Source organism: Spirulina subsalsa FACHB-351, from assembly GCF_026130165.1.
Classification (GTDB): Bacteria; Cyanobacteriota; Cyanobacteriia; order Cyanobacteriales; family Spirulinaceae; genus Spirulina_A; species Spirulina_A subsalsa_A.
The window spans coordinates 18376-44813 of the sequence record NZ_JAIHOM010000036.1 but is presented as its reverse complement, the minus strand read 5'-3'; the positions used below and the strand labels follow the sequence as shown (position 1 = coordinate 44813).

Annotated in this window: 25 protein-coding genes and 2 pseudogenes; 16 read left to right on the top strand and 11 right to left on the bottom strand. The window is 46.5% G+C overall.

The window, feature by feature from the left end; genetic code table 11:
• Nucleotides 1–227: 227 nt before the first annotated feature.
• The 3 genes and pseudogenes from argS to ftsY all read left to right on the top strand — a co-directional run.
• Nucleotides 228–1952 (top strand): annotated as a pseudogene (gene argS / locus K4A83_RS09240) (arginine--tRNA ligase); the annotation flags it as partial.
• 66 nt (nt 1953–2018) lie between these two features.
• Nucleotides 2019–2300, top strand: a pseudogene (locus K4A83_RS23130) (DALR anticodon-binding domain-containing protein); the annotation flags it as partial.
• 296 nt (nt 2301–2596) lie between these two features.
• Nucleotides 2597–4651: a signal recognition particle-docking protein FtsY gene (gene ftsY / locus K4A83_RS09235; protein ID WP_265264207.1), complete on the top strand. Its 2055-nt coding sequence runs from the start codon at nt 2597–2599 to the stop codon at nt 4649–4651.
• A 215-nt stretch (nt 4652–4866) separates the two neighbouring features.
• Here ftsY and K4A83_RS09230 read toward each other — a convergent pair whose 3' ends face one another.
• Complete coding sequence (locus K4A83_RS09230; protein ID WP_265264206.1) at nt 4867–5418, bottom strand: Uma2 family endonuclease; 552 nt, start codon at nt 5416–5418, stop codon at nt 4867–4869.
• A gap of 613 nt (nt 5419–6031) precedes the next feature.
• Here K4A83_RS09230 and prfB point away from each other — a divergent pair.
• Nucleotides 6032–7142, top strand: a protein-coding gene (prfB, locus tag K4A83_RS09225; RefSeq protein ID WP_407809972.1) for a peptide chain release factor 2 whose coding sequence is annotated in 2 segments (ribosomal slippage) — nt 6032–6103 and nt 6105–7142 — 1110 coding nt in all. Because the reading frame shifts where the segments join, the coding sequence is not laid out codon by codon here.
• Between the two features lie 134 nt (nt 7143–7276).
• Nucleotides 7277–7459 (top strand): hypothetical protein, encoded by a 183-nt coding sequence (locus K4A83_RS09220; protein ID WP_265264204.1) that lies wholly within the window; start codon nt 7277–7279, stop codon nt 7457–7459.
• A 192-nt stretch (nt 7460–7651) separates the two neighbouring features.
• On the opposite strand, the gene K4A83_RS09215 is transcribed toward K4A83_RS09220, so the two are convergent.
• Nucleotides 7652–8281 (bottom strand): YraN family protein, encoded by a 630-nt coding sequence (locus K4A83_RS09215; RefSeq protein WP_265264203.1) that lies wholly within the window; start codon nt 8279–8281, stop codon nt 7652–7654.
• 120 nt (nt 8282–8401) lie between these two features.
• Between K4A83_RS09215 and K4A83_RS09210 the strand changes: the two genes are divergently transcribed.
• Nucleotides 8402–8878: a pentapeptide repeat-containing protein gene (locus tag K4A83_RS09210; protein ID WP_407809977.1), complete on the top strand. Its 477-nt coding sequence runs from the start codon at nt 8402–8404 to the stop codon at nt 8876–8878.
• A gap of 185 nt (nt 8879–9063) precedes the next feature.
• Complete coding sequence (locus K4A83_RS09205; protein WP_265264201.1) at nt 9064–9498, top strand: ferritin-like domain-containing protein; 435 nt, start codon at nt 9064–9066, stop codon at nt 9496–9498.
• Nucleotides 9499–9730: 232 nt separating this feature from the next.
• On the opposite strand, the gene K4A83_RS09200 is transcribed toward K4A83_RS09205, so the two are convergent.
• The 3 genes from K4A83_RS09200 to K4A83_RS09190 form a co-directional block, all read right to left on the bottom strand.
• Nucleotides 9731–10045, bottom strand: coding sequence for a DUF2572 family protein (locus K4A83_RS09200; protein ID WP_265264200.1), 315 nt, complete (start codon nt 10043–10045; stop codon nt 9731–9733).
• Nucleotides 10046–10371: 326 nt separating this feature from the next.
• Nucleotides 10372–11229, bottom strand: coding sequence for a prohibitin family protein (locus K4A83_RS09195; protein ID WP_407809971.1), 858 nt, complete (start codon nt 11227–11229; stop codon nt 10372–10374).
• 104 nt (nt 11230–11333) lie between these two features.
• A complete protein-coding gene (locus K4A83_RS09190; protein WP_265264198.1) occupies nt 11334–11765 on the bottom strand; it encodes a tellurite resistance TerB family protein in 432 nt (143 codons plus the stop codon).
• 134 nt (nt 11766–11899) lie between these two features.
• Here K4A83_RS09190 and K4A83_RS09185 point away from each other — a divergent pair, with 134 nt between their 5' ends.
• The gene (locus K4A83_RS09185; protein ID WP_407809976.1) at nt 11900–12649 is read left to right on the top strand and encodes a creatininase family protein; all 750 of its coding nucleotides are present in this window, start codon (nt 11900–11902) and stop codon (nt 12647–12649) included.
• Here the strand turns inward: K4A83_RS09185 and K4A83_RS09180 are convergent.
• Nucleotides 12646–13509 carry a tRNA (5-methylaminomethyl-2-thiouridine)(34)-methyltransferase MnmD gene (locus K4A83_RS09180; protein WP_265264196.1) on the bottom strand — a complete coding sequence of 288 codons (864 nt, stop codon included), beginning with the start codon at nt 13507–13509 and terminating at the stop codon, nt 12646–12648. The genes K4A83_RS09185 and K4A83_RS09180 overlap by 4 nt on opposite strands.
• Before the next feature lie 106 nt (nt 13510–13615).
• On the opposite strand from K4A83_RS09180, the gene K4A83_RS09175 reads away from it, so the two are divergent.
• The 3 genes from K4A83_RS09175 to K4A83_RS09165 all read left to right on the top strand — a co-directional run bounded on the left by K4A83_RS09175 (nt 13616) and on the right by K4A83_RS09165 (nt 16934).
• Nucleotides 13616–14056 (top strand): hypothetical protein, encoded by a 441-nt coding sequence (locus K4A83_RS09175; protein WP_265264195.1) that lies wholly within the window; start codon nt 13616–13618, stop codon nt 14054–14056.
• A 123-nt stretch (nt 14057–14179) separates the two neighbouring features.
• Nucleotides 14180–15559 carry an LCP family protein gene (locus K4A83_RS09170; protein ID WP_407809975.1) on the top strand — a complete coding sequence of 460 codons (1380 nt, stop codon included), beginning with the start codon at nt 14180–14182 and terminating at the stop codon, nt 15557–15559.
• A 511-nt stretch (nt 15560–16070) separates the two neighbouring features.
• Nucleotides 16071–16934, top strand: a complete 864-nt coding sequence (locus K4A83_RS09165; protein ID WP_407809970.1) for a Uma2 family endonuclease — start codon at nt 16071–16073, stop codon at nt 16932–16934.
• Nucleotides 16935–17040: 106 nt separating this feature from the next.
• Here K4A83_RS09165 and K4A83_RS09160 read toward each other — a convergent pair whose 3' ends face one another.
• A complete protein-coding gene (locus K4A83_RS09160) occupies nt 17041–17640 on the bottom strand; it encodes a TPMT family class I SAM-dependent methyltransferase (RefSeq protein ID WP_265264192.1) in 600 nt (199 codons plus the stop codon).
• 219 nt (nt 17641–17859) lie between these two features.
• Here K4A83_RS09160 and K4A83_RS09155 point away from each other — a divergent pair, with 219 nt between their 5' ends.
• The 4 genes from K4A83_RS09155 (at nt 17860) to blsG (ending at nt 22802) form a co-directional block, all read left to right on the top strand.
• Nucleotides 17860–18951 carry a MinD/ParA family ATP-binding protein gene (locus K4A83_RS09155; RefSeq protein ID WP_265264191.1) on the top strand — a complete coding sequence of 364 codons (1092 nt, stop codon included), beginning with the start codon at nt 17860–17862 and terminating at the stop codon, nt 18949–18951.
• A 52-nt stretch (nt 18952–19003) separates the two neighbouring features.
• A complete protein-coding gene (locus K4A83_RS09150; protein WP_265264190.1) occupies nt 19004–20344 on the top strand; it encodes a hypothetical protein in 1341 nt (446 codons plus the stop codon).
• 13 nt (nt 20345–20357) lie between these two features.
• Nucleotides 20358–21446: a hypothetical protein gene (locus K4A83_RS09145; protein WP_265264189.1), complete on the top strand. Its 1089-nt coding sequence runs from the start codon at nt 20358–20360 to the stop codon at nt 21444–21446.
• 261 nt (nt 21447–21707) lie between these two features.
• Complete coding sequence (gene blsG / locus K4A83_RS09140) at nt 21708–22802, top strand: arginine 2,3-aminomutase (protein WP_265264188.1); 1095 nt, start codon at nt 21708–21710, stop codon at nt 22800–22802.
• 69 nt (nt 22803–22871) lie between these two features.
• Here the strand turns inward: blsG and rpsD are convergent, their stop codons facing one another.
• The 4 genes from rpsD to K4A83_RS09120 all read right to left on the bottom strand — a co-directional run bounded on the left by rpsD (nt 22872) and on the right by K4A83_RS09120 (nt 25626).
• The gene (gene rpsD / locus K4A83_RS09135) at nt 22872–23480 is read right to left on the bottom strand and encodes a 30S ribosomal protein S4 (RefSeq protein WP_265264187.1); all 609 of its coding nucleotides are present in this window, start codon (nt 23478–23480) and stop codon (nt 22872–22874) included.
• 164 nt (nt 23481–23644) lie between these two features.
• Nucleotides 23645–23986: a histidine triad nucleotide-binding protein gene (locus tag K4A83_RS09130; RefSeq protein WP_265264186.1), complete on the bottom strand. Its 342-nt coding sequence runs from the start codon at nt 23984–23986 to the stop codon at nt 23645–23647.
• Between the two features lie 79 nt (nt 23987–24065).
• On the bottom strand, nt 24066–24689 hold the full coding sequence (locus K4A83_RS09125; RefSeq protein WP_265264184.1) for an exopolysaccharide biosynthesis protein: 624 nt from the start codon (nt 24687–24689) through the stop codon (nt 24066–24068).
• 199 nt (nt 24690–24888) lie between these two features.
• Nucleotides 24889–25626 carry a response regulator transcription factor gene (locus tag K4A83_RS09120; RefSeq protein WP_265264183.1) on the bottom strand — a complete coding sequence of 246 codons (738 nt, stop codon included), beginning with the start codon at nt 25624–25626 and terminating at the stop codon, nt 24889–24891.
• Between the two features lie 416 nt (nt 25627–26042).
• On the opposite strand from K4A83_RS09120, the gene K4A83_RS09115 reads away from it, so the two are divergent.
• A complete protein-coding gene (locus K4A83_RS09115; RefSeq protein WP_265264182.1) occupies nt 26043–26297 on the top strand; it encodes a DUF6761 family protein in 255 nt (84 codons plus the stop codon).
• Nucleotides 26298–26438 lie beyond the last annotated feature (141 nt).

Below are 26438 nucleotides of genomic sequence, written 5' to 3'. Positions count from 1 at the left end.
TCTTATTAAAAAATCTGTGGAGAGCCAAGACTCTCCAGAGTATTAATTGTGCTTCGCTGTTTCTATATTGGTTGGCTTTTCATCTCATCGGTGAAACCGAGAGCCTTCAAGCCAACATTTAAGGTAAGATAGAGTATCCTAGAAGTTCCCTGAGTGGTTGACCGTGCGATCGCACAATAACACACCCCTAACCTAGATAAACTCCCCAAGCTTCTAACGTCAAGACCATGACCTCGATCCTCGAACAACTCAAAACCCAATTTACACAAGCCCTCGTGGCCGCCTTTGGTGAGGAAATGGTCACCCAAGACCCCCTCATTGCCCCCACCAATAACCCCAAATTCGGCGACTATCAATGTAACGTCGCCCTCAGCCTCGCCAAACCCCTCAAACAGAAACCTCGGGACATCGCCCAAACCCTCATCAACCATCTCCAACTCCAAGAGATGTGCGAACCCCCCGAAATTGCCGGCCCCGGGTTTATTAACCTCACCCTAAAACCCCAATACCTCGCCCAACACCTCACCACCCTCCAACAAGACCCCCGTCTAGGCGTAGAAACCGCCAAACACCCCCAAAAAGTCATAGTAGACTTTTCTAGCCCCAACATCGCCAAAGAAATGCACGTTGGGCATCTGCGGTCTACCATCATTGGGGATAGCATCGCCCGTATCCTCGAATTTCGCGGCCATGACGTTCTCCGTCTCAACCATGTCGGCGACTGGGGGACTCAATTTGGGATGCTCATTGCTTACCTGCGGGAAGCCTACCCCGAAGCGCTCACCACCGCTAACGCCCTTGATTTGGGAGATTTAGTCAGCCTCTACCGCCAAGCCAAACAACGGTTTGACGAAGACGAAGACTTCCGAGAAACCGCCCGCCAAGAAGTCGTTAACTTGCAAGCGGGGGCAGAAGATAGCCGCCACGCTTGGCAACTGCTCTGTAACCAGTCTCGCAAAGAATTTCAAGCCATTTACGACGCACTCGACATTAAACTGCAAGAACGGGGGGAATCCTTCTATAATCCCCTCCTCCCCGGCGTTGTAGAAACCCTCGACAATTCCGGCATCCTCGCCGAAGACCAGGGGGCAAAATGCGTCTTTCTCGATGGTTTCAGCAATAAAGAAGGGAATCCCCTCCCCCTCATTGTCCAGAAATCCGACGGGGGTTATAACTACGCCACCACCGACCTGGCGGCCCTCCAGTACCGTATCCGCCAAGACGAAGCTGAACGGATTATTTATGTCACCGATGCCGGACAGGCCAACCACTTCACCCAAGTTTTCCAAGTCGCCAAAAAAGCGGGAATCTTACCTGAACAGGTGGACGTGGTTCATGTTCCCTTTGGGTTAGTCCAAGGAGAAGACGGGAAAAAACTCAAAACCCGTTCCGGCGAAACCGTGCGTCTGCGCGACCTCCTCGATGAAGCCGTAGACCGGGCCTATCAAGATGTTGAGCAACGTCTGCAAACGGAAAACCGCCAAGAGGACGAAGACTTTAAGCATCATGTCGCCCAAGTGATTGGTTTAAGTGCCGTGAAATATGCGGACTTGAGCCAAAATCGCACCAGTAACTATGTTTTTAGTTACAACAAAATGCTAGCGCTCCAAGGGAACACCTCCCCTTATCTGCTCTATGCCTACGTTCGCATTCAAGGCATTAGTCGCAAAGGGAATATTGATTTTAGTCAGTTGAGCGCAATTGGCAAGATTAGCAAACCTCTAACCCAACTGAATTGGAAACCGCTTCTTTGGGCATTTTTCGCCCTGTTGGTGGGTTTTCTAGGCATTGATATCACCGTGCGGATTTACCGGGAACTCCATTCGATTCCCCTCCTCCCTTCTGTTTTTCAACTGACAGGCTTTTTCTATACGCTGTGGTTTATTTATAACCGTTTGTTGTTCCAAAAAGACCGGAAAAAACTGTGGCAGGATATTCAAGAGACGAAGGAAACCGTTTTAGGAGAACCCCAACCTCCGGCTCTCCCGGTGGTTGCTCTTCCCCCTGAACCGACTCCGGGGGGGATTGTGTTGGCGGCCGAAGCGGAATTAAATCTCGCTAAACATTTGCTACAATTGAGCGACATTTTGCAAGAAGTGGAGCGGGATTTGTTGCCGAATCGGTTATGTCAATATCTTTATGAATTGAGCCAAAAGTTTAATCAATTCTTTGAACAATGTCCGGTTTTAAAGGCAGAAGAACCTGTGCGAACTTCTCGATTAATGCTGTGTAATTTGACCGCAGAAACGTTAAAGTTAGGGTTATCTTTGTTAGGTATTCCTGTTTTAGAACGGATGTAAAGTGAGGTCAGGGAAGCAACCCGGTTTCTGGTTTTAGGTCAGAAACCGGGTTTTTGGCAAGATGTAGACGGCAAAGGATTAACCCGGTTTCCGGTTTAGGGAGGGGTTCGGGTTGGATGCTAGGGAGGTTTCTGTAGCCAAAAGAATTAACCCTGATTGCCTACTCTGTCCTCCGAGGGGTTGAACCTGTCGAACTGTTCCCCCTTCCCTTAAAATAAGATGAAGCTATGTTTTCCCGGCTTTCCTTAAGGGGTTGGGCAATCAATTGCCATCAGCTATTTTATTGATAACTTACTATGTTTAACTGGTTTAATCGGAAATTTGGCGATCGCGATAAACAAGAACAAACCCCAGAAACTCCCCCCACCCCTGAAAAACCCCCCGTTGAAGAAAAAGCCCCAGAATCCAGCGAGTCCTCTGACACCACCACCACATCCCATGAAGATTATCTTCAGTGGGCAAAAGCCGCCTATCAAAATATCCAAAAGCGCCAAGGGGTAACAACAGAACCCACAGCAGAAGAAAAGACTCCTCCTCCCCCCGAAGCAGAGGAAACGGTGGCAACGGAGTTAGAGGAGTTGGAAACCGAAGGCCACGAGGAAGAATTAGAACCTGTGGCTGAAGTCGTTAAACCCGTCTCTGAGGTCATTCCAGCCGAACCCGTAGCCGAAGAGCCTATAGAAGCGCCAGAACCTGTCTCAGAAGCTGTTACGGAAGAGCCTATAGAAGCGCCAGAACCTGTCTCAGAAGCTGTTACGGAAGAGCCTGTAGAAGCACCAGAACCCGTCTCAGAAGCTGTTACGGAAGAGCCTGTAGAAGCACCAGAACCCGTCTCAGAAGCTGTTACGGAAGAGCCTGTAGAAGCACCAGAACCCGTCTCAGAAGCTGTTACAGAAGAGCCTACGGAAGAGCCTACGGAAGAGCCTGTAGAAGCGCCAGAACCCGTCTCAGAAGCTGTTACGGAAGAGCCTGTAGAAGCGCCAGAACCCGTCTCAGAAGCTGTTACGGAAGAGCCTATAGAAGCGCCAGAACCTGTCTCAGAAGCTGTTACGGAAGAGCCTGTAGAAGCACCAGAACCCGTCTCAGAAGCTGTTACAGAAGAGCCTACGGAAGAGCCTACGGAAGAGCCTGTAGAAGTGCCAGAACCCGAACTTACACCAGCCGCCATTGTGCAGGAGGAAGATGAGGAACTGGTAACAGATGCCCACGAAGGAGAAGCGGAACCCCCCGTTACCGTTCCCGCGTGGCTGAAAAAATCCGATGCTTTGGAACGCTTAAAAGCCACCGCCATAGAAACACCCGAACCGGAAACCATTGCCCCGACAACCCCAGAGGGCGACATCCCCTTTGATGAGGATTTTATGTGGTCGGCGCGGGTGTTGGCCGAACAAGGACGGCAACCGGAGGATATTTCTGCCGAAGAGATCACCTGGTTAAAACGACTGCGGGAAGGACTGGGGAAAACCCGGCGCAGTTTGGTCAATCAACTTAAATCCATTGTGGGACAAGGCCCCCTCAATGAGGATGCGGTGATGGAAATTGAGGCCTTGTTATTACAGGCCGATGTGGGGGTAGAGGCGACGGATTATATTATCGAAACCCTCCAGAATAAGCTGCGGGAGGAGGCATTACCTCCGGAACAGGCGATCGCCTACTTGAAAAAAATCCTCTGTGATATCCTAGAGCGCCCCCTCGCAGACCACAAAAATGAGATGTTTGTCCCCCAAAAAGATATCCTCAATATCTGGTTAATGACCGGAGTCAATGGAGCCGGGAAAACCACCACCATCGGCAAATTAGCCCACCTCGCCCAAAAATCGGGTTACTCCTGCCTCATCGCCGCCGCCGATACCTTCCGCGCTGCGGCCGTGGAACAGGTGAAGGTATGGGGAGAACGGTCTGATACTCCCGTTATCGCCAACCCCGGGAAAAATACCGACCCGGCGGCGGTAGTCTTTGATGCCATCACAGCCGCCCAATCCCGTGAGGCGGAATTACTGCTCGTAGACACGGCCGGACGCTTACAGAACAAGAAAAACCTCATGGAGGAACTGGCGAAAATTCGCCGCATTATCGACAAAAAAGCCCCCAACGCTAAGATTGAATCCCTGCTGGTGTTAGATGCCACCTTGGGACAAAATGGCCTCCGTCAAGCCCAAGTCTTCTCCGAGGCCGCCCAATTAAGTGGGGTGGTCTTGACAAAATTGGATAGTAGTGCTAAGGGAGGTGTGGCGTTAGCCGTAGCGCAACAGTTACATTTACCTATCCGTTTTATTGGTGCTGGGGAGGGCATTGAGGATTTACGGCCTTTCTCTAGTTACGAGTTTGTCGAGGCGCTCTTGAGTGATTAGGAGGGAGCATCAAACCTCATCAGATGGGTTAAGTAGGGTTTGCTGAATAACTTGGGGAGCGGGGGAGCAGGGGGGCGGGGGAGAGGGGGAGCAGGAGAGCAATTATCAATTATCAATTATCTATTCCCTTGTTGAGTCTAGCGTTGGGCTTTTTCAGCAGACCCCAAGTAGGGGGAATTCATGAATTCTCCCCCCTGTAGTCCTGATATGCTCTATTACTCGCCAATCAAGGCAGCTACGGGAATTTTGAGATCCTCAAAAGCTAGGGGGGTTATTTCTCCTGCGGTTAAGGTCATTTTGGAGGCATATTCTCCCCCTTGGGGATGACGAAATATAATCAGTTCCCGACGTTTTAAATTCACTAACCAATATTCAGGAATTCCCGCTTCTGCATATATCTGATATTTTAAGCTGGAGTCTTTTTCTAAACTGGTATTGGCATATTCCATCAGCCAAAAAATATTTTCCGGATAGGGATGGTGGGTAAGATATTCTCGACCCAACCGTTGCACAATAGCAATATCGGGTTCTGGTTCCGAGTGGTTGGGTAGGGTGATGGGTTTAGCTTGACTGACTAAAGCGCGATCGCCTAATATCTGCATCAAATACTCGGCAGCTGTTCGACTATAGTAAGCATGGGGTTCACTTTCTGGGGATATTTCGACAATTTCTCCCTTGAGCAGTTCCACCGGGCGATCTTCGAGTAAACCCGTTTCAACCATTTGATGATAGTTTTCTATCGTCCATTTGGCTAAAGATATGGTCATAGTTCTTAACCCTGCTTGGTGGCTATTCACACTATAGCGGTTAATCCAGCCCATAAGGTAGGAGCAATATGCCTAGCTATATTCAAACTATCCTCATCATTGATGATGGGTGAGCTTGTGGATTGTGTCTTCTAACCAGAGGTGAAAGTCTTGTTCATAAATCATGGGATTTTAGTGAAAGACCTGCTGACAGGATAACCGATCGTTGGTGGATTCGCCGCGCTCATTGGTTTTCGAGGGGTGATCCCCGACCTCCTGACATCCTTGACTCTACGGGTACAGCGCGGGGTTTCTCGTGCAACCAGCCAACTTGTGTAAAGGGAAGGAATGACCGAATTTTTTAAACTTCCCGGGAACATTAATCATTTCACTGATGTCTTAGGGAGAAAAGCAGCAAAAATGCTGATGACCTAGATGCAGAGAGAGTTGATTTTGTTGAGGAACTAGCCAGTTTTGCCTATCATATAAGCAAATTGGCGTATGGGCAAAAAGTGTATACTGTTGTGGATTGATCCATCAGACTCAACAGATACCTTTTTGCCCCTTTTTCTTGTTTCCACCCTGCTATAATCAATTGGTGATTACTCTTTTGAAGATCATCGATAACCATACAATGGAACTGACCGAACTAAAACGGGAGATTGAACTGCTCACCATCCGCCTGGGTAAAGCCCAGGACTATCTTTGACCTGCCTGCACTACAAGCCAAAATTCAGGACTTAGAACAAATCTCTGCACAACCGGACTTTTGGGATAATCAGACTAAGGCCCAGAAAACCTTACAGAATTTAACGGAAGTGAAGGGGGCTTTAGAGCAGTATTATCAATGGAAACAGCAGTTGGAAGATACAGAAGCGATCGCCGAACTGCTCGAACTTGAACAAGATGAGAGTCTGCTCACCGAAGCGGAAACCAATCTCACCCAACTCAATAAAGCGCTGGACAGTTGGGAACTTCAGCAACTCCTCTCTGCGGAGTACGACCAAGAGGGAGCCGTTTTAACCATTAATGCAGGTGCTGGGGGAACCGATGCCCAAGATTGGGCAGAAATGTTGCTGCGAATGTATACCCGTTGGGGCGAAAAACAAGGCTATAAGGTGAATTTAGCCGAATTATCGGAAGGGGACGAGGCCGGAATTAAATCCGCCACCTTGGAGTTTACCGGGCGCTATGCCTATGGTTACTTAAAAGCCGAAAAAGGCACCCATCGTTTAGTGAGAATTTCCCCCTTTAACGCCAATGGTAAACGCCAGACCAGTTTTGCTGGGGTGGATGTGATGCCTGCCTTAGAAGAGTCTAGTCTGGATCTGGAGATTCCTGAACAGGATTTAGAAATTAGTACATCACGCTCTGGGGGGAAAGGGGGGCAGAATGTGAACAAGGTGGAAACGGCTGTGCGCATTGTTCATGTCCCCACGGGAATTGCTGTCCGTTGTACTCAAGAGCGATCGCAACTGCAAAACAAAGAAAAAGCAATGGCACTGCTGAAAGCCAAATTATTAGTCATTGCTCAAGAACAACGCGCTCAGGAAATCGCCCAAATTCGCGGCGATATCGTTGAGGCCGCTTGGGGGAATCAGATTCGGAACTATGTGTTCCACCCCTATCAAATGGTCAAGGATTTACGCACCAGCGCGGAAACAACCGCCATTGATGACGTGATGAACGGTGCCATTGATCCCTTTATCGAGGCCTATCTCCGACAGGAAACCCAGTTAACCTAACCCCGAATGTTGACAAATGATTACATTTCTTTATGATTTTCCTTCACAAAGAGCAATAATTATTACGATAAGTTTACGTTAAATGGGTTAGAATACCTTCGCGGTGTGAACTTAGTTAAAAAACGTAAAGAATAATGCCCACTGTATCTTCTGTCAAAACTTCTGATCGTGCCGATAGCGTGCAATTAAAAAACCTAATGAAGGCTTACCAGACCGAGCAACAATTAAAGTATTTACATTTACAGGCCGAAGTTGAAGTTCTGTTACAGCAACTCCAAGCATTATCACGTCAACAATCTGCTTCCAAGGTTTCTTAAAACCCCCACAACTAACACAAGTGGGATTATTCCGTGACGTGTTTCTACACTTCCCTGTTGGGCAAGTGTAGGCTTCTCCTAGGGTATTTCTAAGGTTCGCGTCTTATTTGGGCTTCTGTGTCGTTTGTCGCGCAATCCAAAAACCCGCCACCACAGAGCAAGGAATAGTACCCAATCTTGATATATTTCCGATCAAAATGCCTCAAACGCGCCGATCAGATACTCTTGTAAGATTAACTCGAAACGTCCCCAGCGCACAGGTTGCCCGATCTCAACCCGAGTAGAGATTGCCTTAGAGGGGAAATGGGATGTGCGCGATTCTCCTTCCGAGACGCTACGCGATTCTCCTTCCGAGACGCTACGCGATTCTCCTTCCGAGACGCTACGCGATTCTCCTTCCGAGACGCTACGCGATTCTCCTTCCGAGACGCTACGCGATTCTCCTTCCGAGACGCTACGCGATTCTCCTTCCGAGACGCTACGCGATCGCACAAACGCACAATCGAAACGACAGGGCAAATCCGCCCACTGCGGAAAACGACTTAAAAACACCTCAGCCGCTTGGGAAAATCGGCGCTGTTTGCGTTCATCCACCGCTAAACGTCCATCTTCATCCCAATTCCCCCGACGGCGCGTTTTCACCTCCACAAAAGCCATCCCCTCAGCCTCTGATTGAGCAATCAGATCAATTTCCCCCTCCCGACAACGCCAACGCTGTTGGAGAATTTGCCAACCTTGTTGTTTCAGCCACAGGGCAACCAGTTGTTCGCCTAATTGCCCCACTTCATGGGAGGCGGGGGATGGTTTGCGGGGGGGAGTCATGGCAATTCTAGGGTTTAGTGGGGATTGTTGATAATGGTACGATAAAAGAGAAATCAGTGTGATTTGTGTGAATTTTGGGTTGTGGCCATGAAGAAACGAAGCTTTTCCAGTCTCCTGTTGATGGTACTCGGTGTTTGTTGGTGTGCGATCGCCGGATTCAGTCTCCTAACCTTAAACGCGCCTCCTGCTCTCGCAGAAGACTACACCAAAGGGTTTTTCATGGAACAAGATTTTTCTAACCGCGATCTACGAGACTCCAGTTTTCGTTCTGCCAGTCTCCAAAAAGCCGATTTTAGCCACTCCAACCTAGAAGGCGTGACTTTCTTTTCCGCTAATCTAGACTCTGCCAATTTAGAAGGGGCCAACTTACGCAATACTGTTTTAGGATCAGCCCGTTTAACCCGTGCCAACCTCAAAAATGCCATCTTAGAAGGCGCTTTAGCCCCCAATGCCCGGTTTGACAAAGCCAATATTGAAGGGGCTGATTTTACCGATGTATTTTTGCGGTCCGACATTCAAGAAAAGTTATGTGAAGTCGCCAGTGGTACCAATCCCGTCACCGGACGAGACACCCGAGATACCTTATTTTGTTATTAACAATTTTGTGATTGACGACTATAGCAATCCTAAATAAGTTGTAGCTGGGGTAATTCATAAATTCCCCCTAGGATAGGGGTTAAAAATCCCAAAATATTACAACTTAAATAAGAGTGCTATATTGCGGATTCACAAGTCAAGCGTGATGTAATCCTCAGTCAACTTATCTAGACAACACAGGCAACATGAGAGAACTTGATACTCAAAAAACCATTCAAATTTTGAGCCAAATTATGGAATTTGAACTAGCAGGTGTAGTCCGTTATACCCACTATAGCTTGATGGTGACAGGTCCCAATCGTCTGCCCATTGTAGACTTTTTTAAAACTCAAGCTGAAGAATCTTTGCTTCATGCCCAACAAGCCGGGGAAATTCTCACTGGTCTAGAAGGTCATCCTACCCAAAAAATTGCACCCATTGAAGAGAGTTATGAACATGATATTAAGTCTCTGTTAGAAGAGAGCCTAGGTCATGAAAAGAAGGCCTTAGAGTTATACAAAGAACTCCTAGAAATCGTAGAAGATGCCAGCGTTTACCTAGAAGAATATGCCCGGGGCATGATTGGTCAAGAGGAGTTACATAACATAGAAATCAAGAAAATGTTGCGAGATTTTGCTTGATTTTGCTAGGCAATAAGCCCTCATAAAAACTGGCTAAATCTCCCTAAATCACTCTTATCTTAGACGGTCAGTTTCCTAGGCAAACAGTGCTGGGGAGATTTCCAACTAATCCATCACCTGATCTTTATCTTGAATGTCGGGGTGAAGACCCCCGTTTTTTCTGGTGTTATTTTTTGGATACAATCAAAAAATAACACTTTTTTTGTTCCAAAGAACCGGGATTCCTAAATGCTTATCGACTCACAGGTAACATCGCCGGACTTTGCCTTAACTTGCGTTTTAACCAAGGAATCCTGAACTTTTTCCAGAAAGGAGTACGAGCAGCCATAGGAATTCTACCGAGAGAATGGATGGCTTCTTCGCACCATTCCACATCACTCCCATGACAAAAAGGACAGGTTTCTGTGGGATTGTGCCAATGATGATCTCTTAGAGATTCTGTCACATACTGAATAGAAGATTTTTGATTCTTAAGATCAACGGGAGCATGAGAAGTTGTAAAAATACTTTGGCAAGAATTGCACCAAAGATAATGGGAAATACGCATAAATCTACCCTGATTCAAGAGATCGTAGTAAAATTTTAACACTCTGATCTAGGGAAAATCTGTATAAAATATGGAAATAATGCTCTAAATTCTATTTTTTATCCGTATTAAACCGTAAGTAATAAAACGGATACAACTTTTAATGATGTTAATTACTGCATTGATATCTCTATCTTTTAGATGGGGCTTGCTGAATAACTCTGCACTTCGACTAACGCTCAGTTACCACTCGTGGGAGGAGGCAAGCCCCCGCTAATTTCAGTGAGTATCTTGTCAAAAAATGTAGCGGGGGTCTTCACCTGAAATTTAAGATAACGAAGGATGACCTACTGTTTCACCACATCCCCCACATTGCCTAAGTTAAATAGGAATGGCACCGCTCCCGCACCTTCCTTCCCGCCAATGACCAGCACTTTCGGCATAGGAGCGCCCCCTTCTCGCCACGCTTCGATAGCCTCCTTCTGAAGCACTAATGTCCCCCCCTGAGCCTTCAAGGTTTCCGCTAACAGGCGCTGGGCTTCCGCTTTCCCCTTAGCACGGTTAACATCGGCTTGGGCTTGTTGTTCCGCTTCACGAGCGATATAAATCGCCCGTTGCGCCCGTTGTTCCGCGATTTGCTTCTCTTCCACCGCCCGAGCAAACTCCGGAGAAAAGGTTAAATCCACCACACTGGTATCCAGCACAATGATCCCATACTTCTCTAACCGGGCAGTGAGGGCATTATCAAAGTCTTCCTTTAACTCCGACCGCTTGGTAATGGCTTCTTCTACCGTGCGCAGGGCGGCGGCTATTTTAAAGGCCTCCTGAGTTTGGGGGGCGACAATTTTGGAAACGACATTTTCTAAGGTCCCCTGTTTCCGCCGAATATCCACAATCCGCACGGGATCTAAGCGGAAGTTAATGGCAAAACTTGCCGATAATTCCTGTAAGTCCCGAGTAGAACTTTGGGCAGGAACTTCAAACTTCTGCACGGTGACATCATAAACATCAACGTTGGAGATTAGAGGCGGTTTGAAATGTAATCCCTCTAATAAGGCTCCACTTTGGGCTTTCCCTAAAATACTTAAAACTCCCGCTTGTCCGGGGTTAATAATGACAAAGGAATTAAAGCCAATGAGGACGATCAATGCAGCAATGATCCCTCCAATTAATGGTTGCAAACTTGGTGCTGATTGATTCTTCAATGCGATCTCTCCTGAGTTGTTTAGTGGCATCTACAAACCTAGTGTAGCGAAAAAAGGTAAGGCGCGCTCCTCACCGGAGGGCAAACGCGCCTTACTTCTAGGGCTTAGGTCTTGTCCTCTAGGGCTTTACGATACAACAGTTGGACAGATTTTAAAAACTTATTAAATACAGTTTGCGGGGGGTCGTTGGCAGGATCGAGTTCTTGTAGTTGGTTGAGCAGTTTGGCTTCTGCGGTTTCTACTTGACCGTCGCTGTAAATAATTGCACTCAAGGCTTCTAGCAGTTCTTGATAGTCTTCTTGGGTGTGATTTTCGCCTAAATAAGCATTGAGCCAATCATAACATTCTTGGGGTTTAACTTGTCTAAGTTCCGAGAGCAATGGTTTAATTTCTGGATCATCGGCTAACCCCTCTTGTTGTGCCATTTTGTGTAAATATTCCCGCTCTTCAGCTTGCACAGTGCCATCAATCCATGCCGCACCGATCAATATTTTTAAGAGCTTTTTCTGTTTGTTAGCATTCAGGTTAGTGGTCATAGTTTTAACCCCTTAGTTAAGGGGCTTAGGTTAAAAATACGTTTCATTTTATCAAAATTGAAATCTAAATTTCAGCGTTCTACATAAAAGTTATGTTAACTTTTATATGGGATTACAGTTTTCAAGGATTCTCTATGCTGTTACATCTGAGTACCTGGCCAGAAGTTGAAACCTATTTGCAAAGCTCTAGAGGGATTATTCTGCCCATTGGGTCAACGGAACAACACGGGCCGACGGGTTTAATCGGAACCGATGCCATTTGTGCGGAGGCGATCGCCAAAGGAGTGGGAGAAACCACTCAAGCCCTAGTGGGTCCGACGATTAACGTAGGGATGGCACTGCACCATATGGCCTTTCCGGGGTCAATGAGTTTACGACCTAGCACCCTAATTGCCGTCATTCAAGACTATCTCACCAGTTTGACCCAAGCCGGGTTTCAACGCTTTTTTTTCATTAATGGGCATGGGGGCAATATTGCCACCCTGAAAGCAGCCTTTTCGGAAACCTACCATCATCTGGCGTTACTGAGGATTCCGGGGGCTGAACAAGTGCAGTGTAAGGTGGGCAACTGGTTCATGTGTAGCAGTGTCTATAACTTAGCCAAGGAACTCTACGGGCTACAAGAAGGTTCCCACGCCACTCCCAGCGAAGTCGCCCTGACTCAATATGTCCACCCAGAAGCGATTAAAAAAGCCCCTTTAAGCGAAAAAGTGGCCTCGGGCTATCCCATCTATGGGGCGGCCGATTTTCGTCGTCACTATCCCGATGGCCGCATGGGCTCCAATCCCGCCTTAGCTACCCCAACCCACGGTAAACAGTTCTACGAGTTGGCCGTGAAGGAGTTAAGCAATACTTACCTAGAGTTTCTCAAAAAAGGGGATTAAGTCCAGCGTTTTTTCCAGTGACTGCTCGGTTCCAAGGGACTAGAGGTCTGTTCGGCTTGGCGACGCTGACGGATTATGGTGGGGGAATCTTGTCCCGTGCGATCGCGATAGGGAACCGCCGCCCGAGTCAGCAAATGTTCCTGTTCCTGCAACGACAGAGGAGGCAAATCCCCCGCCCAACTCGCCACCGTCCCCGGGGATCTTCTCCCCACCCGAGGACTCGCCCCTATCCTCAGCCCAGCCTCCATTAACGCCCCTCTCACCGCCGCCGCACAGGAATAGGTCGCCAGTCGTCCCGTCGGAGCCAACGCTTGGGCAACCGCTCCCAAAAACTCCACCGTCCAAAGTTGGGGACATTTCGGCGGAGAAAAGGGATCCAGAAAAATGGCATCAGCCCGAAACCCATCATCTAACACCCCTTTAATCGACTGGCGAGCATCACCCCAGAGCATTCTCGCCTCCAGATTCCCCCTCTGGCAAGACCCCACCGCCACCAACTGCCCCAGCCCTTCCACCACCTCAGCCGGCCATAAATCCAGTAAATGATGAGCCAGTGCCGCCTGAGCCACCCGAGGGTTCAATTCTAGAGCCACCAACTCCACCCGACAGTGGGGGTTCACCTCCCCAATCCCAGTCAACGCCGCCGCGCTATTATAGCCCAAGCCATAACAGACATCTAAAATGCGAATCCGGTCTTGCTGTTGGGCTTTGGAGCGAATCAGACAAGGTTCAATAAACTTTAACTCCGCCTCCTGTTTCGCTCCCCCGTGAGAATGAAAGGTTTCCTCAAACTCCGGGGAAAAAAAAGTAAACGAGCCATCCCCCGTCACTTGGGGGTTAAAAAACTGCAAATTAGACATTGACAATTTTGAGCAATTATGTTCTCAATGCGCCCTTTTTTTGTTAAAATAAAAAAGGTTATCCTTCCCAGACCGACCCGTGAGATTCCCCACCGTTAAACCTCTCATGTCATCATCAAACCCTTTAGATTCAGAGCCTTTAGATTTAGATTCCTTAACGGTTCATCCCCTAGCCAGCAACCCCTTACCCTCAGATCCCCTAGTTGAGCAACCCTTACAACGGCTACAACTCTTGTTTTGTCTCGTGCCTGTCTTGGGCGTGATTCCCTCCCTCTGGACTTTATCCCGTCCTCACAGCACCTCCCAACAAAAACGAGTTAGTCGTTTAGCGCTCACCCTTGCTTTATTATGGCTCTGTGCCTATAGTTTATTAACCTTTAGTGCAGGTCAAACATCCGAAATTTTACACTTGCGCTTGTTGTTTTTAGATGCTTTGGTCACCTCCGGTTATTTTGTCCTCTGTCTGGGGTTAATGGTTCGACTCTGGAAACGACAAAAAGTGGATGTCCCCGGAGTTAACCAACTCTCCAACAAGTATTTCTCCTAATTAACCGGAACTCGGTCGGAATTCTAGGAAGAATTGCTAAAAGCGTGCTAAAGCCCTAAATTACAGATACCCTTCCAGTTTTTAATTTTTCGGTGTGAGAGGAAGCCTGTGTCAACCCAAAGAATGTCTAATAACCGCCACCATTCCCGCCCTAAACCCTCTATTCCTCGCCCGAAAGCCCGTCGGGGAGGAAACCGTTGGCTGTGGATTTGGTTGGGGTTAACTGGAGTGGGAATGTTATCGGCAATGGCTGGAGCCATCTTAGCTGTTTCTCTGTCTGCTACTCCCCTGCGACAAGTATTTCTGAGTCACCATGAAGATGATGGGGTGTTTCAGGATGATAGTATTGCTCTCTCTAACCTGAGATTTCCCTCCCTCACCCGTCCGGTGAATATTCTGGTGTTGGGGGTCAAAGTCCTTTCTTCTGACCTTAACTTAAGACTCCCTCCCGAAGAAGACCCCGGATATCTCTTCACGGTGGACTCTTTTGAAGGGCGTTCTGACACCATGTTACTTTTGCGGTTTGACCCTCAACTGCAAAAACTGACTGTCCTTTCGATTCCCCGGGATACTCAAACCACCATCCCCGGATATGGCACGATGAAAATTAATGCGGCCAATGCTCACGGAGGTCCCGCGCTAACGGCTAAAGCGGTGAGTCGTTTACTCGCGGATGTTCCCATTGACCGCTATGTGCGGGTGAATGTCCAAGGGGTAGAAAAACTGATTGATGCTTTAGGTGGGGTGAATCTCTATGTCCCTACGGCGATGAAATATACAGACCACAGTCAACACCTCTACATCAATTTGCAGGAAGGGGAACAACATCTCGATGGGGAAAAGGCGTTACAATTCCTGCGCTATCGTTATGACCAGTATGGGGATATTGGACGAGTTCAACGGCAACAAACGTTTATGCGGGCGTTGGTGGAACAAGTTTTGCGTCCTTCCACTCTCATGCGTATCCCTAAGATTTTACAGGTGATTAGAGAGAATATTGATACTAATTTGAATGTGGAAGAATTAGCGGCCTTAGCGGGGTTTGCGACTCAGGTGGATCGGGGTAATATTCAAATGTTGATGTTACCCGGTGAGTTTAATGGGACAGGGCAGAATGGGGTGAGTTATTGGTTGCCTCACCATCGACAAATTGAGAACCTGATGGCCCAACATTTTAATCAGGGGTTTGCGGAATACAGTTCCCGTAATACTAATTATCTTCGGATTGCGATTCAAGACAGTACGGGAGATCGGGAAGCGGTAGATACGTTGGTGACGATGCTGTATAACCAAGGGTATCGGAATGTACAGGTGGGTCGTCGTTGGCGAGAACCGTTAAAAACCTCCCGCATTGTTGCCCAACGGGGTGATGATAGCAGTGCTTTTGATGTTCGCAGACAGTTGGGCATCGGGGAGGTACGGGTAGAAAGTACGGGTGAACTGAGTTCGGATATTACGATTCAGTTGGGTGAAGATTGGCGGAAGTTGAAAAATAGTAATTAGCTTTGTAGGTTGGGTGGAATGAAATGTAACCCAACATTTTGCTGTTGGCTAGAATGAGATTTCACCCCGTCTTTCTCGGTTTATTGTTGGGTTGCGCTGTCGCTTCACCCAACCTACGGATAATCTTAAGGTTCATAGCTTTGTAGGTTGGGTGGAATGCAATGTAACCCAACATTTTGCTGTTGGCTAGAATGAGATTTAACCCCATCTTTCCCGGTTTATTGTTGGGTTGCGCTGTCGCTTCACCCAACCTACGGATAATTTTAAGGTTCATAGCTTTGTAGGTTGGGTGGAATGAAATGTAACCCAACATTTTGCTGTTGGCTAGAATGAGATTTCACCCCGTCTTTCCCGGTTTATTGTTGGGTTGCGCTGTCGCTTCACCCAACCTACGGATAATTTTAAGGTTCATAGGTCGAGGAAACCGTGATCCCGTGATGGGTTACAAAAAACAGTATAATTGAATTAAGATAGTTGGATAAAACATCTGTCCTTTGACTCGCGGATAGACATGACCCAAAGCGTAGACCGGACTATCATACCGCCTGCTTTTCCCGATCATACTCAATTACCTGAATCTGACGGAACGTTTGTGAAAAACTTTCAAGAACATCCCCAGAGTATTTTACTCACTGATTCTCTGGAAAGTACCTTGCAAGCTCTCCACCCCGATGGACAATATGCAATCGGGCAGGATTGTGGTATTTACTGGCGGGAAACAGACCCACCGGAACGAGGTGCTGAAGCGCCGGATTGGTTCTATGTTCCCAATGTTCCACCTCAATTGGATGGTCAATATCGCCGTTCTTATGTGTTATGGCGTGAGTATATGGTCCCCTTTATTGCGATTGAATTGGCCAGTGGGGATGGTTCGGAAGAACGGGATAATACTTCTTTATCTCGTTTGCCAGAAGGTGTTAAGCAAAAACCGGGGAAATTCTGGGTTTATGAGCGGATTATTCGCATTCCCTATTATGCAATTTATCTGATTCAAACCCATGAGTTAGAAGTGTATAACTGGGTGAATGGTCGCTATCACCGTTTGGAGCCTAATGAGCGGGGTCATTATCCCATTGCCACGATGGGGGTGGAGTTGGGGGTATGGGAAGGGAGCTATCAAAATCAAACTCAGCACTGGTTACGTTGGTGGGATAGTGAGGGGAATTTGTTGCTGACGGGGAGCGAGTTAGCTAAACTCGAACGCCAACGGACCGAAGCGGAACGCCAACGGGCAGAAGCGGAGCGCCAACGGGCAGATAGTGCGGAACAAACTCAACGAGAGGCGATTCCTAAACTGCTGGCAATGGGTTTAAGTGTGGAACAAGTAGCTGGGGCTTTATCTTTGTCGGTGGAAGAGGTGGAAGGACTGAGTTAGCTAACCGCCGAGAAGCACCGCGCTCTCACGATAGGGGAGCGTCGGGAGGATATCACAGATGCAGAGTAGGGGCGATCGCATTGATCCGCTTGAATAGAAAACTGGGTTATCTTTTCCGCAAACGGGCAAAGTGTTCTTCTCCTTGCCGGGAGGGGACGGAGTGGGGGGTAGGGGTGAGGGTGAGAATGTCAAAATAGGGACTAAAATGCTGCTCGATTTCGGCCGGGGTGGTGCCGAAGGGAGGGCCTCCGGGACGGGTATGGGTGAAGAAGACGGCAATTAATTCTCCTTGGGGTTTGAGGAGAGAATGCACCAGTTGCACGTACTGGGGGCGCTGGTTTAAGGGAATGGCACAGAAACAGGTGTGTTCAAAGACATAATCAAAGGATTGAGGGAATTCTGTGGACAAATCAAAGATATTGCGTTCTAGGAAACGGGCGGGATTATCATAGTTTTGGGCGAGTTCTTGGGCCTGGGCGATCGCAGAAGGAGCAAAGTCTACCCCCAACGCTTCATAACCCAACTCCCCAAACAACAGAGCATCATGGCCTCTTCCACAGCCCAAAACCACCACCCGACCCAGCGGGGGCGCATCTGGACTCTGGAGGAAGTGCATTAAACTAGGAGTAGCTTGGCCTAAATCCCAACGAGATGTTCCTTCTTGATAGCGGTTTTCCCAAAAGTGAGGGTGGGCAATTTCTGACATATCAATCTTCTCTTCTCAATCTTCCTTTTGTGTGGTTCATCAATTGTGAGGGAGGATGTTCCAGTAGAGGGAACAGCTTGGATTTAACCCTACAGCTTACTTAATCCAGTTGATTTCCCTGATCCTGAACAGAAACTACTGTAACAAGAATTAGGGAGTTAGCGAGTCTCAACTGATTGCGCTTTGATTTTGACCACATTCCCATCAGGATAGTGTTTTATGCCCCAAATCATCTCCATTCACTCTTTCCGTCATGGTACGGGGAAATCTACCTTCACCACTAATTTAGCGGTGACATTAGGCCAACAGGGTTATCGGGTGGGTTTGGTGGACACTGATATTCAAGGGCGATCGCGCTTATCCCCCCGTTCCCATCATTCCTCATTAGACCTAGATTGCGGGGAGAATAGACCTTTACTTCAGGACTATTTTCTCAGTCAAGTCAGTTTATCTGAGTTAGTGTGCGATCGCAGCGAACTCCTCAACCCCACCCTCTCAGACTCCTCCGGTTATCTAGGCATCATCCACCATCATTTTAACCTCGTCCACCCCCTGCCCCCAGAACTTCGTGATGTCCAACAAATTCACCAGATTCTCTGGGACATTACAACCCATCTCCAGCTTGATTATTTACTCATTGATCTCTACCCCGGATTGAGTGAAGAAACCTTACCCTTAATTGCCCTCTGTGATATTTTCTTAGTCCTTTTGTGCATTGACTACCCTGAATTTCAAGGAACAGCCGTTACCCTGGATGTTGCCCAACGTCTTGAAATTCCCCACATTCATCTCCTGCTGAATCAAGTTCCCAAAACTCTCAATACTCCCCTATTAAAACAACAAGTTGAACTGACCTATAATATCCCAATTTTAGGAGTTTTACCTTGGGCTGAACCCATGCAAACCATCAGAGAAAAAGAAATTTTCTCCCTCTCTTTTCCTAACCATACCTACAGCCAAGTTATTCAAGATATTGCTCGTCATTTACGTCAATTTTCCAGTGCTAACACCCTCAAAAACAAACAAAATTCGTCGTCAGATTCGGGAATAAGTATTTTTGAATTAATCGAACTTTCTCCGGTTAAACGCCAACTTATAACCATCATGATTCGTTACACCTCCATGACTTGGGAAGAACTGGTCAACGTAACCGAACAAGAACCCCAAAAACTTCACATCTTATTACAAGAATTACTTGAACAAGGCTTTATTGAAACACATAATATCAATCAAGAAACTTACTATAAACCTCGTTTAATTCGCTCTAAACCCTTATTTAAAACTTCATTATTCGATTTAGATAATTTATAAAAATATCCGCACTAATTAACGAAATTATTCTGTTCTATCTGTCGCTATTTACATGAAATTATTCCTCACTCGTCTCTTTAGTCTTCGTCCTAATGAATTGGTTTTAGTCCTACCATTAGGCCTAATTCTCTGGAGTAATTCTCTAGCTGTACAAATTTCCTATATTGCTTCTGTCAGTGGCTTTTTAAACAAAGTTGGAGTTAATCAATTCTTGGTTGTCTCCATTGTTACTTATATCATTATTTTAGGGGTTCTCAGCCTGAAGTCCTTAATCATTGATCGGCTATCCCGCGTCAATGTAATGGGAGGAATGACCTTTTCTTTTGCGATGGTTTTTGTCTTGCTGAGGTTATTATTTGTCTTTAGATTCCCCGACTGGCTCAACTATTCTTTCTTTTATTTACTCGCAGAACTACAATGGTTATTTTTCCCCTTAGTTTTCTGGATTTTTGCCAATTCTATTTTTAATATGGCCGAAGCCAAGCGACTCTTTCCACTCATTGCCGCTTGGGGATTTTTAGGGAAATTATTAGGAATTGGTATTGCTACTATTGCACCGGGAGTCTTTGCTGACCTTGGTGTTGACCCCGAAGAACTGATTTTGGTTAATGTGTTGTTTTATCTTTTTTCTTACATCCTAGTTAAAGTGTTTCTCAGTTCGACCCAATCTCATGATCAAACCATCTACCAACCTGAATCAGTTCAAGATACCTTGACCGAATGTTTTAACTTTATTAAAGAAGTTCGTTCTTTTCGGTTTCTAACTTGGTCAATTCTCATCTTTTCCGCTTGCGACATCTTAATTGAGTTTCGCTTTTACGATATTTCTGATAATGCCTTCACTACCCTAGGAGAATATCAAACCTTCTATGGCTTATATCGCCTAGCGATGACACTGCTTTCTTTTACGATACAAACCTTCTTAACTGGGAAAATTTTAACTTATTTTAATCTAAAAGATACATTCCTAATTATGCCGTTTACTATGCTAACATCACTTATTTTGCTCCTTATCTCTCCTAATTTAGTCGGGGGGGTTGGAGCCATTTTATTAGCGCGGCTTTCTTGGGATACTATTGATGAGTCTGCGCGTAAATCTTTTCAAGCATTAGTGCCGGAAGAGCGTAGAGGTCGGGTCAGTATTTTTATGGACGGGTATTTACTGGCAATAGGAACTATTTTAGGCTCTGGAGTGACTGGAATTGTTATTTTATTGGGTCATGTTCTTCCCTTCAGTACCTTTTACGGGTATATTGGAATAGGGGTTCTCGCCGCATTTCTTGGCATCTGGTCAATTTTTCAAATGCGTGTTGTTTACGAAAATAGCCTACTGAATTGGCGCTTAACTCGTCGTTCTAAAGCAAAAAGTGTTTTGGACAAGCTAAATATATAGGATAGCTCAAACCATGATCACCCAAGAGAAAAGTCTCAATCAGCAAAAAATATTTAGTTTGCGTTGGAAACTCTTGTTAGGTTTTACGCTACTGTTTAGTGGGGTCTTCACTGTTGCATTTTATTGGTTTTATACGTTCTCAACTGAAAAAGCATTAGAACGACTCAAAGTAGATTTACAAAATACAGCATTAGGTGCGGTTAAAAAAGTACATGGTGATGAATCTCTACAGTTGTATGAAGTAGGTCAAAGAAATTTTGTCGGCTACTCCCACGCACCGATTTATGAAAAACAACTCAATTGGTTTAAAACAGTTCATAGTATTGAACCTCGGGTTTATCCCTATACTATGTTATTAGGTGATCCGGCTACCAATCGACGAATTGGAGAACCTAAAGTTGAGGAAGGAGAGCTAGAAATCATTTATCTGGTTGATTCACTTTGGCTTTATAATCCAGAGCGAGCTTTGTTATTTTTAGAGCCTAATGTTCCTTCCCCAGAACATTTAAAAGCTTTTCAAGAAGAACGGACTGTGATTCGGGATCTTTACACGGATCAATGGGGAAGTTGGCTTTCTGCTTATACACCGCTAAAGGATAGTCAAGGGAATGTAATTGGATTATTAGGAGCAGATATTGAAGCCAATCATGTGTTTGAAGTTCAACGCGCTATTCGTCAGCGTGTTATTGTTGCCTTTGGCTTAACCTATGGTTCTTTATTTGTTCTGGTTTATTTTGCCTCAGATTTCTTTATGAAGCCCATTTTACAACTGACGCACATGGCGAAAGAAATTGGGGAGGCGAAGTATGAACATGATTTTGCTTTTTTTCAGAGAAAACGCTGGTTAGATGAAATTGCAATTCTGGCGAATGTTTTTGAAATGATGGTAGATAAAGTCCGTCAACGGGAAGAAAAACTGAAACGACAAGTTGCGGAATTGAAAATTGAAATTGATGAGGTCAAAAGAACGAAGCAAGTGCAAGAGATTGTGGAAACAGATTTTTTCTCTGATTTACAAAAGAAAGCGCGGGAAATTAAAAAACGTCGGCAATTGTCTGAGCAAGATGGAGAGGATTCACGTTCTTCTGAAACGGGTGTTTAAAAGTTTTCGGGATTGGGTGTGCTTGCTCTTAACGGGGAAAACATATTGCTGATCAGGAATATTTTAGCTGGTCATTGAGTGGTTTTTGTGAGTAGACTGGAAAAAACACTAAACTTGACTAACGGTGCATCTCTCTGACCTTTCCCCCTCGTTTCTCTGAGCAAAGATACTCAGAAGAAAGATACCCAGAAGCGATAAGAGGAGGGAGTGAAGTAATTTCACAAAATCCAGAAACTATCCAAATTATGGAGATTTTTGCTCATGTTGAATACCCAAAAACGTCAGTTGGTTTGGGAAGATTGGCGATCGCAACTCAAACACCGCATCACCACTGTAGAACAATTGCGAGAGTGGGTCACTGTTACACCAGAGGAAGAAGAGGCGATCGCACAATGTGAAGGAAAATACCGTTGGAGTATTACCCCCTACTATGCCTCCTTAATGGATCGTAACGATCCCAGCTGTCCCATCCGTCAACAAGCCATTCCCCAACTCGGAGAATTTAAAACCTTTGCCAACGCTTCAGAAGATCCCGTCGGCGACACAGAATATCGCAAAACCAATCGCGTCGTCCATAAATATCCCGATCGGGTGATTATGCTCGTCACCGAAGCTTGTGCCGTCTACTGTCGTCACTGTACCCGCAAATACCACACCACCGACCTAGAAGGCACCTATTTTGAACAAAACGAAGCACTGGCTTGGGATCAAGATTTCCGCTATATTCATGACCACCCGGAAATCCGCGACGTTTTACTCACCGGAGGAGATCCCCTCACCTACGGCGACGAGAAACTAGAGTGGATTATTGCCGCCTTGCGGAAAATCCCCCACGTTGAAATTATCCGTATTGGCTCCCGTTATCCCGTCTTACTGCCTCAACGAATCACCCCGGAATTTTGCCAAATGTTGGATCGTTATCATCCCATTTGGCTGAACACCCACTTCAATCATGGCAAGGAAATCACACCCGCCTCTGCTCAAGCGTGCGATCGCCTCTTACGTCATGGTGTCGTCGTCCAAAATCAAACCGTCCTCCTCAAAGGCATCAACGACAACCTTAAAACCATGAGGGATCTACTTAAAAAACTCCTAAAAATCCGCGTCCGTCCCTACTACCTCTATCATTGCGATAACGTTACCGGAGTCTCCCACTTCGTCCCCACCATCGAAACCGGACGAGCCATTATGCGCGGTCTACAAGGCTATATGACAGGCTTTGCCGTCCCTCAATATATCATCACCACCAAACTCGGCAAAATCCCCCTCTCGGAGCAACAAGTCCATCAACAAGAGAAGGGCTATCTCCTAGAAAACTATCGCGGTCAAACCATGACGCTTTACGAAGACCTATAGACCCAAGAAACTCTAAAAACCAGCCATCTCTCAGAGATCGCTGGTTTTTGCCTTGGAAAAACCCAAAAACTAGACTTTCCGAGAATAGAACTCAACCACCAACAATTCATTGATATTGAGTGCCACCCATTCTCGTTCCACAATACCATTCACCTTACCCGTCATGGTTTGTTTATCAAATTCCAGATGGCTCGGCAGATTCGCTAAACCGGGATACTCCATATTCGCTTCCACCAAACGACGGGAATTATCCTTATTCCGCACTGTAATCACATCTCCCTCACGGCATTGGTAGCTGGCAATATCCACTACACGACCATTCACCATCACATGACCATGATTCACCAACTGACGAGCAGCCGGAATCGTTCCCGCCATTCCCAAGCGGAACACTGTATTATCTAAACGCATTTCCAGCAACTGTAACAGACGTTCACCCGTCGATCCCGTTGCTCTACGCGCTTGGCGCATATAACGGATTAACTGGCGCTCCGAAACACCATAGTTAAACCGTAACTTCTGCTTTTCTTCCAGACGGATGGCATATTCAGAACGTTTCCGCCGATTCTGTCCATGTTGTCCGGGGGGATAACTGCGACGGCTGCTTTTCCGTGTTAAACCCGGCAGTTCCCCTAGACGGCGGGTGATGCGTAAACGAGGTCCTCTATAACGAGACATATAATCTTCTTTCTCCTAATCGTACTAACGCGGCTTGGCGCAAATTTTTCAGAGGTTTGGCGATAGGGGGTTTGGTACAGAGCGAACCAAAATTTTACCCGAACTTTTAATTATACAGCCTTTCGGACCAAGCGGGAAAGAATCATTCAGTTTTCGTTCCAATTCTAACCCGGTGGCCAAGCAAGGGGACGACCGCCCAAAATATGGAGGTGGAGATGATAAACCGTTTGCCCCCCATCCTCTCCATTATTGATCACAACACGATAACCGTTGGTCAGTCCCGCCTGTTCGGCCACCTCTTTGGCTTTAATTAACAAATGACCTAACAAGCGATGATCTTCCGGTTTAGCCTGAGACAGTTGGGGAATCGGTTGTTTCGGAATCACCAGAATATGAGTCGGTGCAGCCGGGTTAACATCGGTAAAGGCTAGACAGAGATCATCTTCGTAGACAATATTAGCGGGAATTTCCCGGCGGATGATTTTCGCGAAAATTGTATCACTCATGAGTTTTTAAGTTGGTTATTTTTTTAGCAAATGTAGGTAACGAACCGAGTTAGTTGTTTGTAGTTGCGCTTCAGCGCATTTATCGGCCTAACCACTGTTTGAGTAACTCCAATAAATTACTCCCCCCCCAAATGAGAGCAAAAAAAATGGAGCCGGCTAACAGTCCACCTATTAAACAGACAACTAAACCCATCAAAGTAATAATGCCATCATCTTCTACTAAACCAAACCCTGTAATAAAAATCCCGATAGCTGGGAGGGTATTGGTTCCGGGGATGGGGATCATCATACAAATGGCCATCAGAGAAATGGCTACCCCAATCACTACACGCCCGGAAAAACTGGTACAAAGGGAGGCAAAGCGGGGTTTAGTGAACAATTCCAAGCGACGCAACCAAGGAATACCACTTTTGACAATACGTTGAGCCGTTGTTAAGCGCACTGTGGACTGTTTCATCCGTTCTGGCAACCAAGGGCGTTTTCTCCCTGCAATTAACTGAACCGCTAATAAAAACATAACCACACCAAAAGGGATGGAGTAACCGGGAGCAGGTACGGGTAAGGCTGAGGGTAAGGATAGCAGAACAAAGAGAATCCCAAATACTCGTTCTCCGGCTAGGGTGAGAATATCGTAGAATGTGACCTCGGGGTTACGGTCTTCCTCGAAAAAGTAACGGTTCAATTCAACAGAAAGTTTGGCCATAGAGTTTGTATCGGGACAAAGAACTCGAACTACTCGAATCCAACTTTAGCACTCTTGTTGACCAACTCCCCCAAGGGATTGACGGAGCAGGGGAGCAGGGAAGCGGGGAGAGTCAGGAGTCGGTAATAATTCTCTCTTCTCACTTCTCTCTTCGAGGGGGAGCAGGGGAGAGGGGGAACAATTATCAATTATGAATCCCTCACGCTTTAGCCGTTGCTTGAACAGGTAGGGGAGGGGTTTGGACTCGGTGACGCAAGACTTCTGGGTTGAAACGATACCCGACATTCCGCACTGTTTGGATGATGTTGGGGCGACGAGGATGGGCTTCTAGTTTCTTGCGCAGGGAAAGAACGTGGGTGTCAATGGTGCGGGGATTGTCGATGGCATTGGGCCAAGCGCGTTCTAGGAGTTCGGATCGGGTGAGGGCATCTCCTTCGGCTTGGGCTAAAATGTAGAGCAGGCTAAACTCCTGGGGGGTTAGCTCGATGATTTCTTCTTCAAATTCAACGCGGCGCTGGACTAAATCAATACGCAGATCCCCATAAATCAGATAAAGGGGAACAGAAGATAAACGCAGACGACGACAGAGGGCATCAACTCGCGCCATGAATTCCTGTACGCCAAAGGGTTTAATGAGGTAGTCATCGGCTCCTGCTTTTAATCCTGCGACTATATCGCTCTGGGTGTTGCGGGCCGAGAGCATTAAGATTAACGATTGTTTCCGCCGATACAACCAGCGGCACATTTCTAGTCCGTCTCCGTCAGGGAGATCAGAGTTTATAACGACTAGGGTGGGCTGACGATCTCTCAGAATACTTCGGGCTTGGGCAATTCCAGTCGCTTGTTGTACCCAATACCCGGACTGTTGTAAGTGCCAACCTAAGAGCGATCGCAAATGACGATTACCCTCGATAATCAAAATCTGAGCTAAACCCACGTTACCTTGTTTTGTCCTTTGTCTAGGAGTGGACTACAATCTACCTTAGCTTATGTCATGATTTTGTAACGTCCGCTACTGAGGGAAAATGAGGTCGCCTGCAAAATGACTCCCAAATCTTAAAATCTGCGAGGAGGTTGGTCGGTACGATAAACTAGAGATATAACCAAACTGTCGTTATAGCTCAAAACCTCAGATTATTCTGAAAACTCTTGACAACCTTGTAGTTTAATACACCGAACTCAATCTCACTGAACAGACTTTAGTAACGGACTTCAGATCAAGGCACTTTAACAGGGACTTGAACTGAATGGACTTCTAACCAGTCATCCGGTTTACTGTAGTTGATTCTCTGGACTGATTTTCTGGACTTAGTTTCCTGTTCTGACTCCTACTGTTGATTTCAATTTAAGATCATGTTGACTGATACCCGTTCCGTCCGCTATTACCAACGCCTCACTGATGCTCTCGTTGAACTGTGGCGCAGGGGCAATCGTTTTAGTGAACTGCAACTCTATCTAGATGGCTATTTAGCCTGCTTGCGCCAGAGTAACGCTTTAGAACCTTACCTCGTCCACCGCTTGGAGGAAGAAGTGTTCCGCTTCTTAAGAGATCCGTCTAATTTCGAGTTGGCTATGGTTCAACCCCAAACTGAACCGGATTATTATTAGCGATCGCCGACCTAATTTCGAGTTGGCTATGGTTCAACCCCAAACTGAACCGGATTATTATTAGCGATCGCCGACCTAATTTCGAGTTGGCTATGGTTCAACCCCAAACTGAACCGGATTATTATTAGCGATCGCCGACNT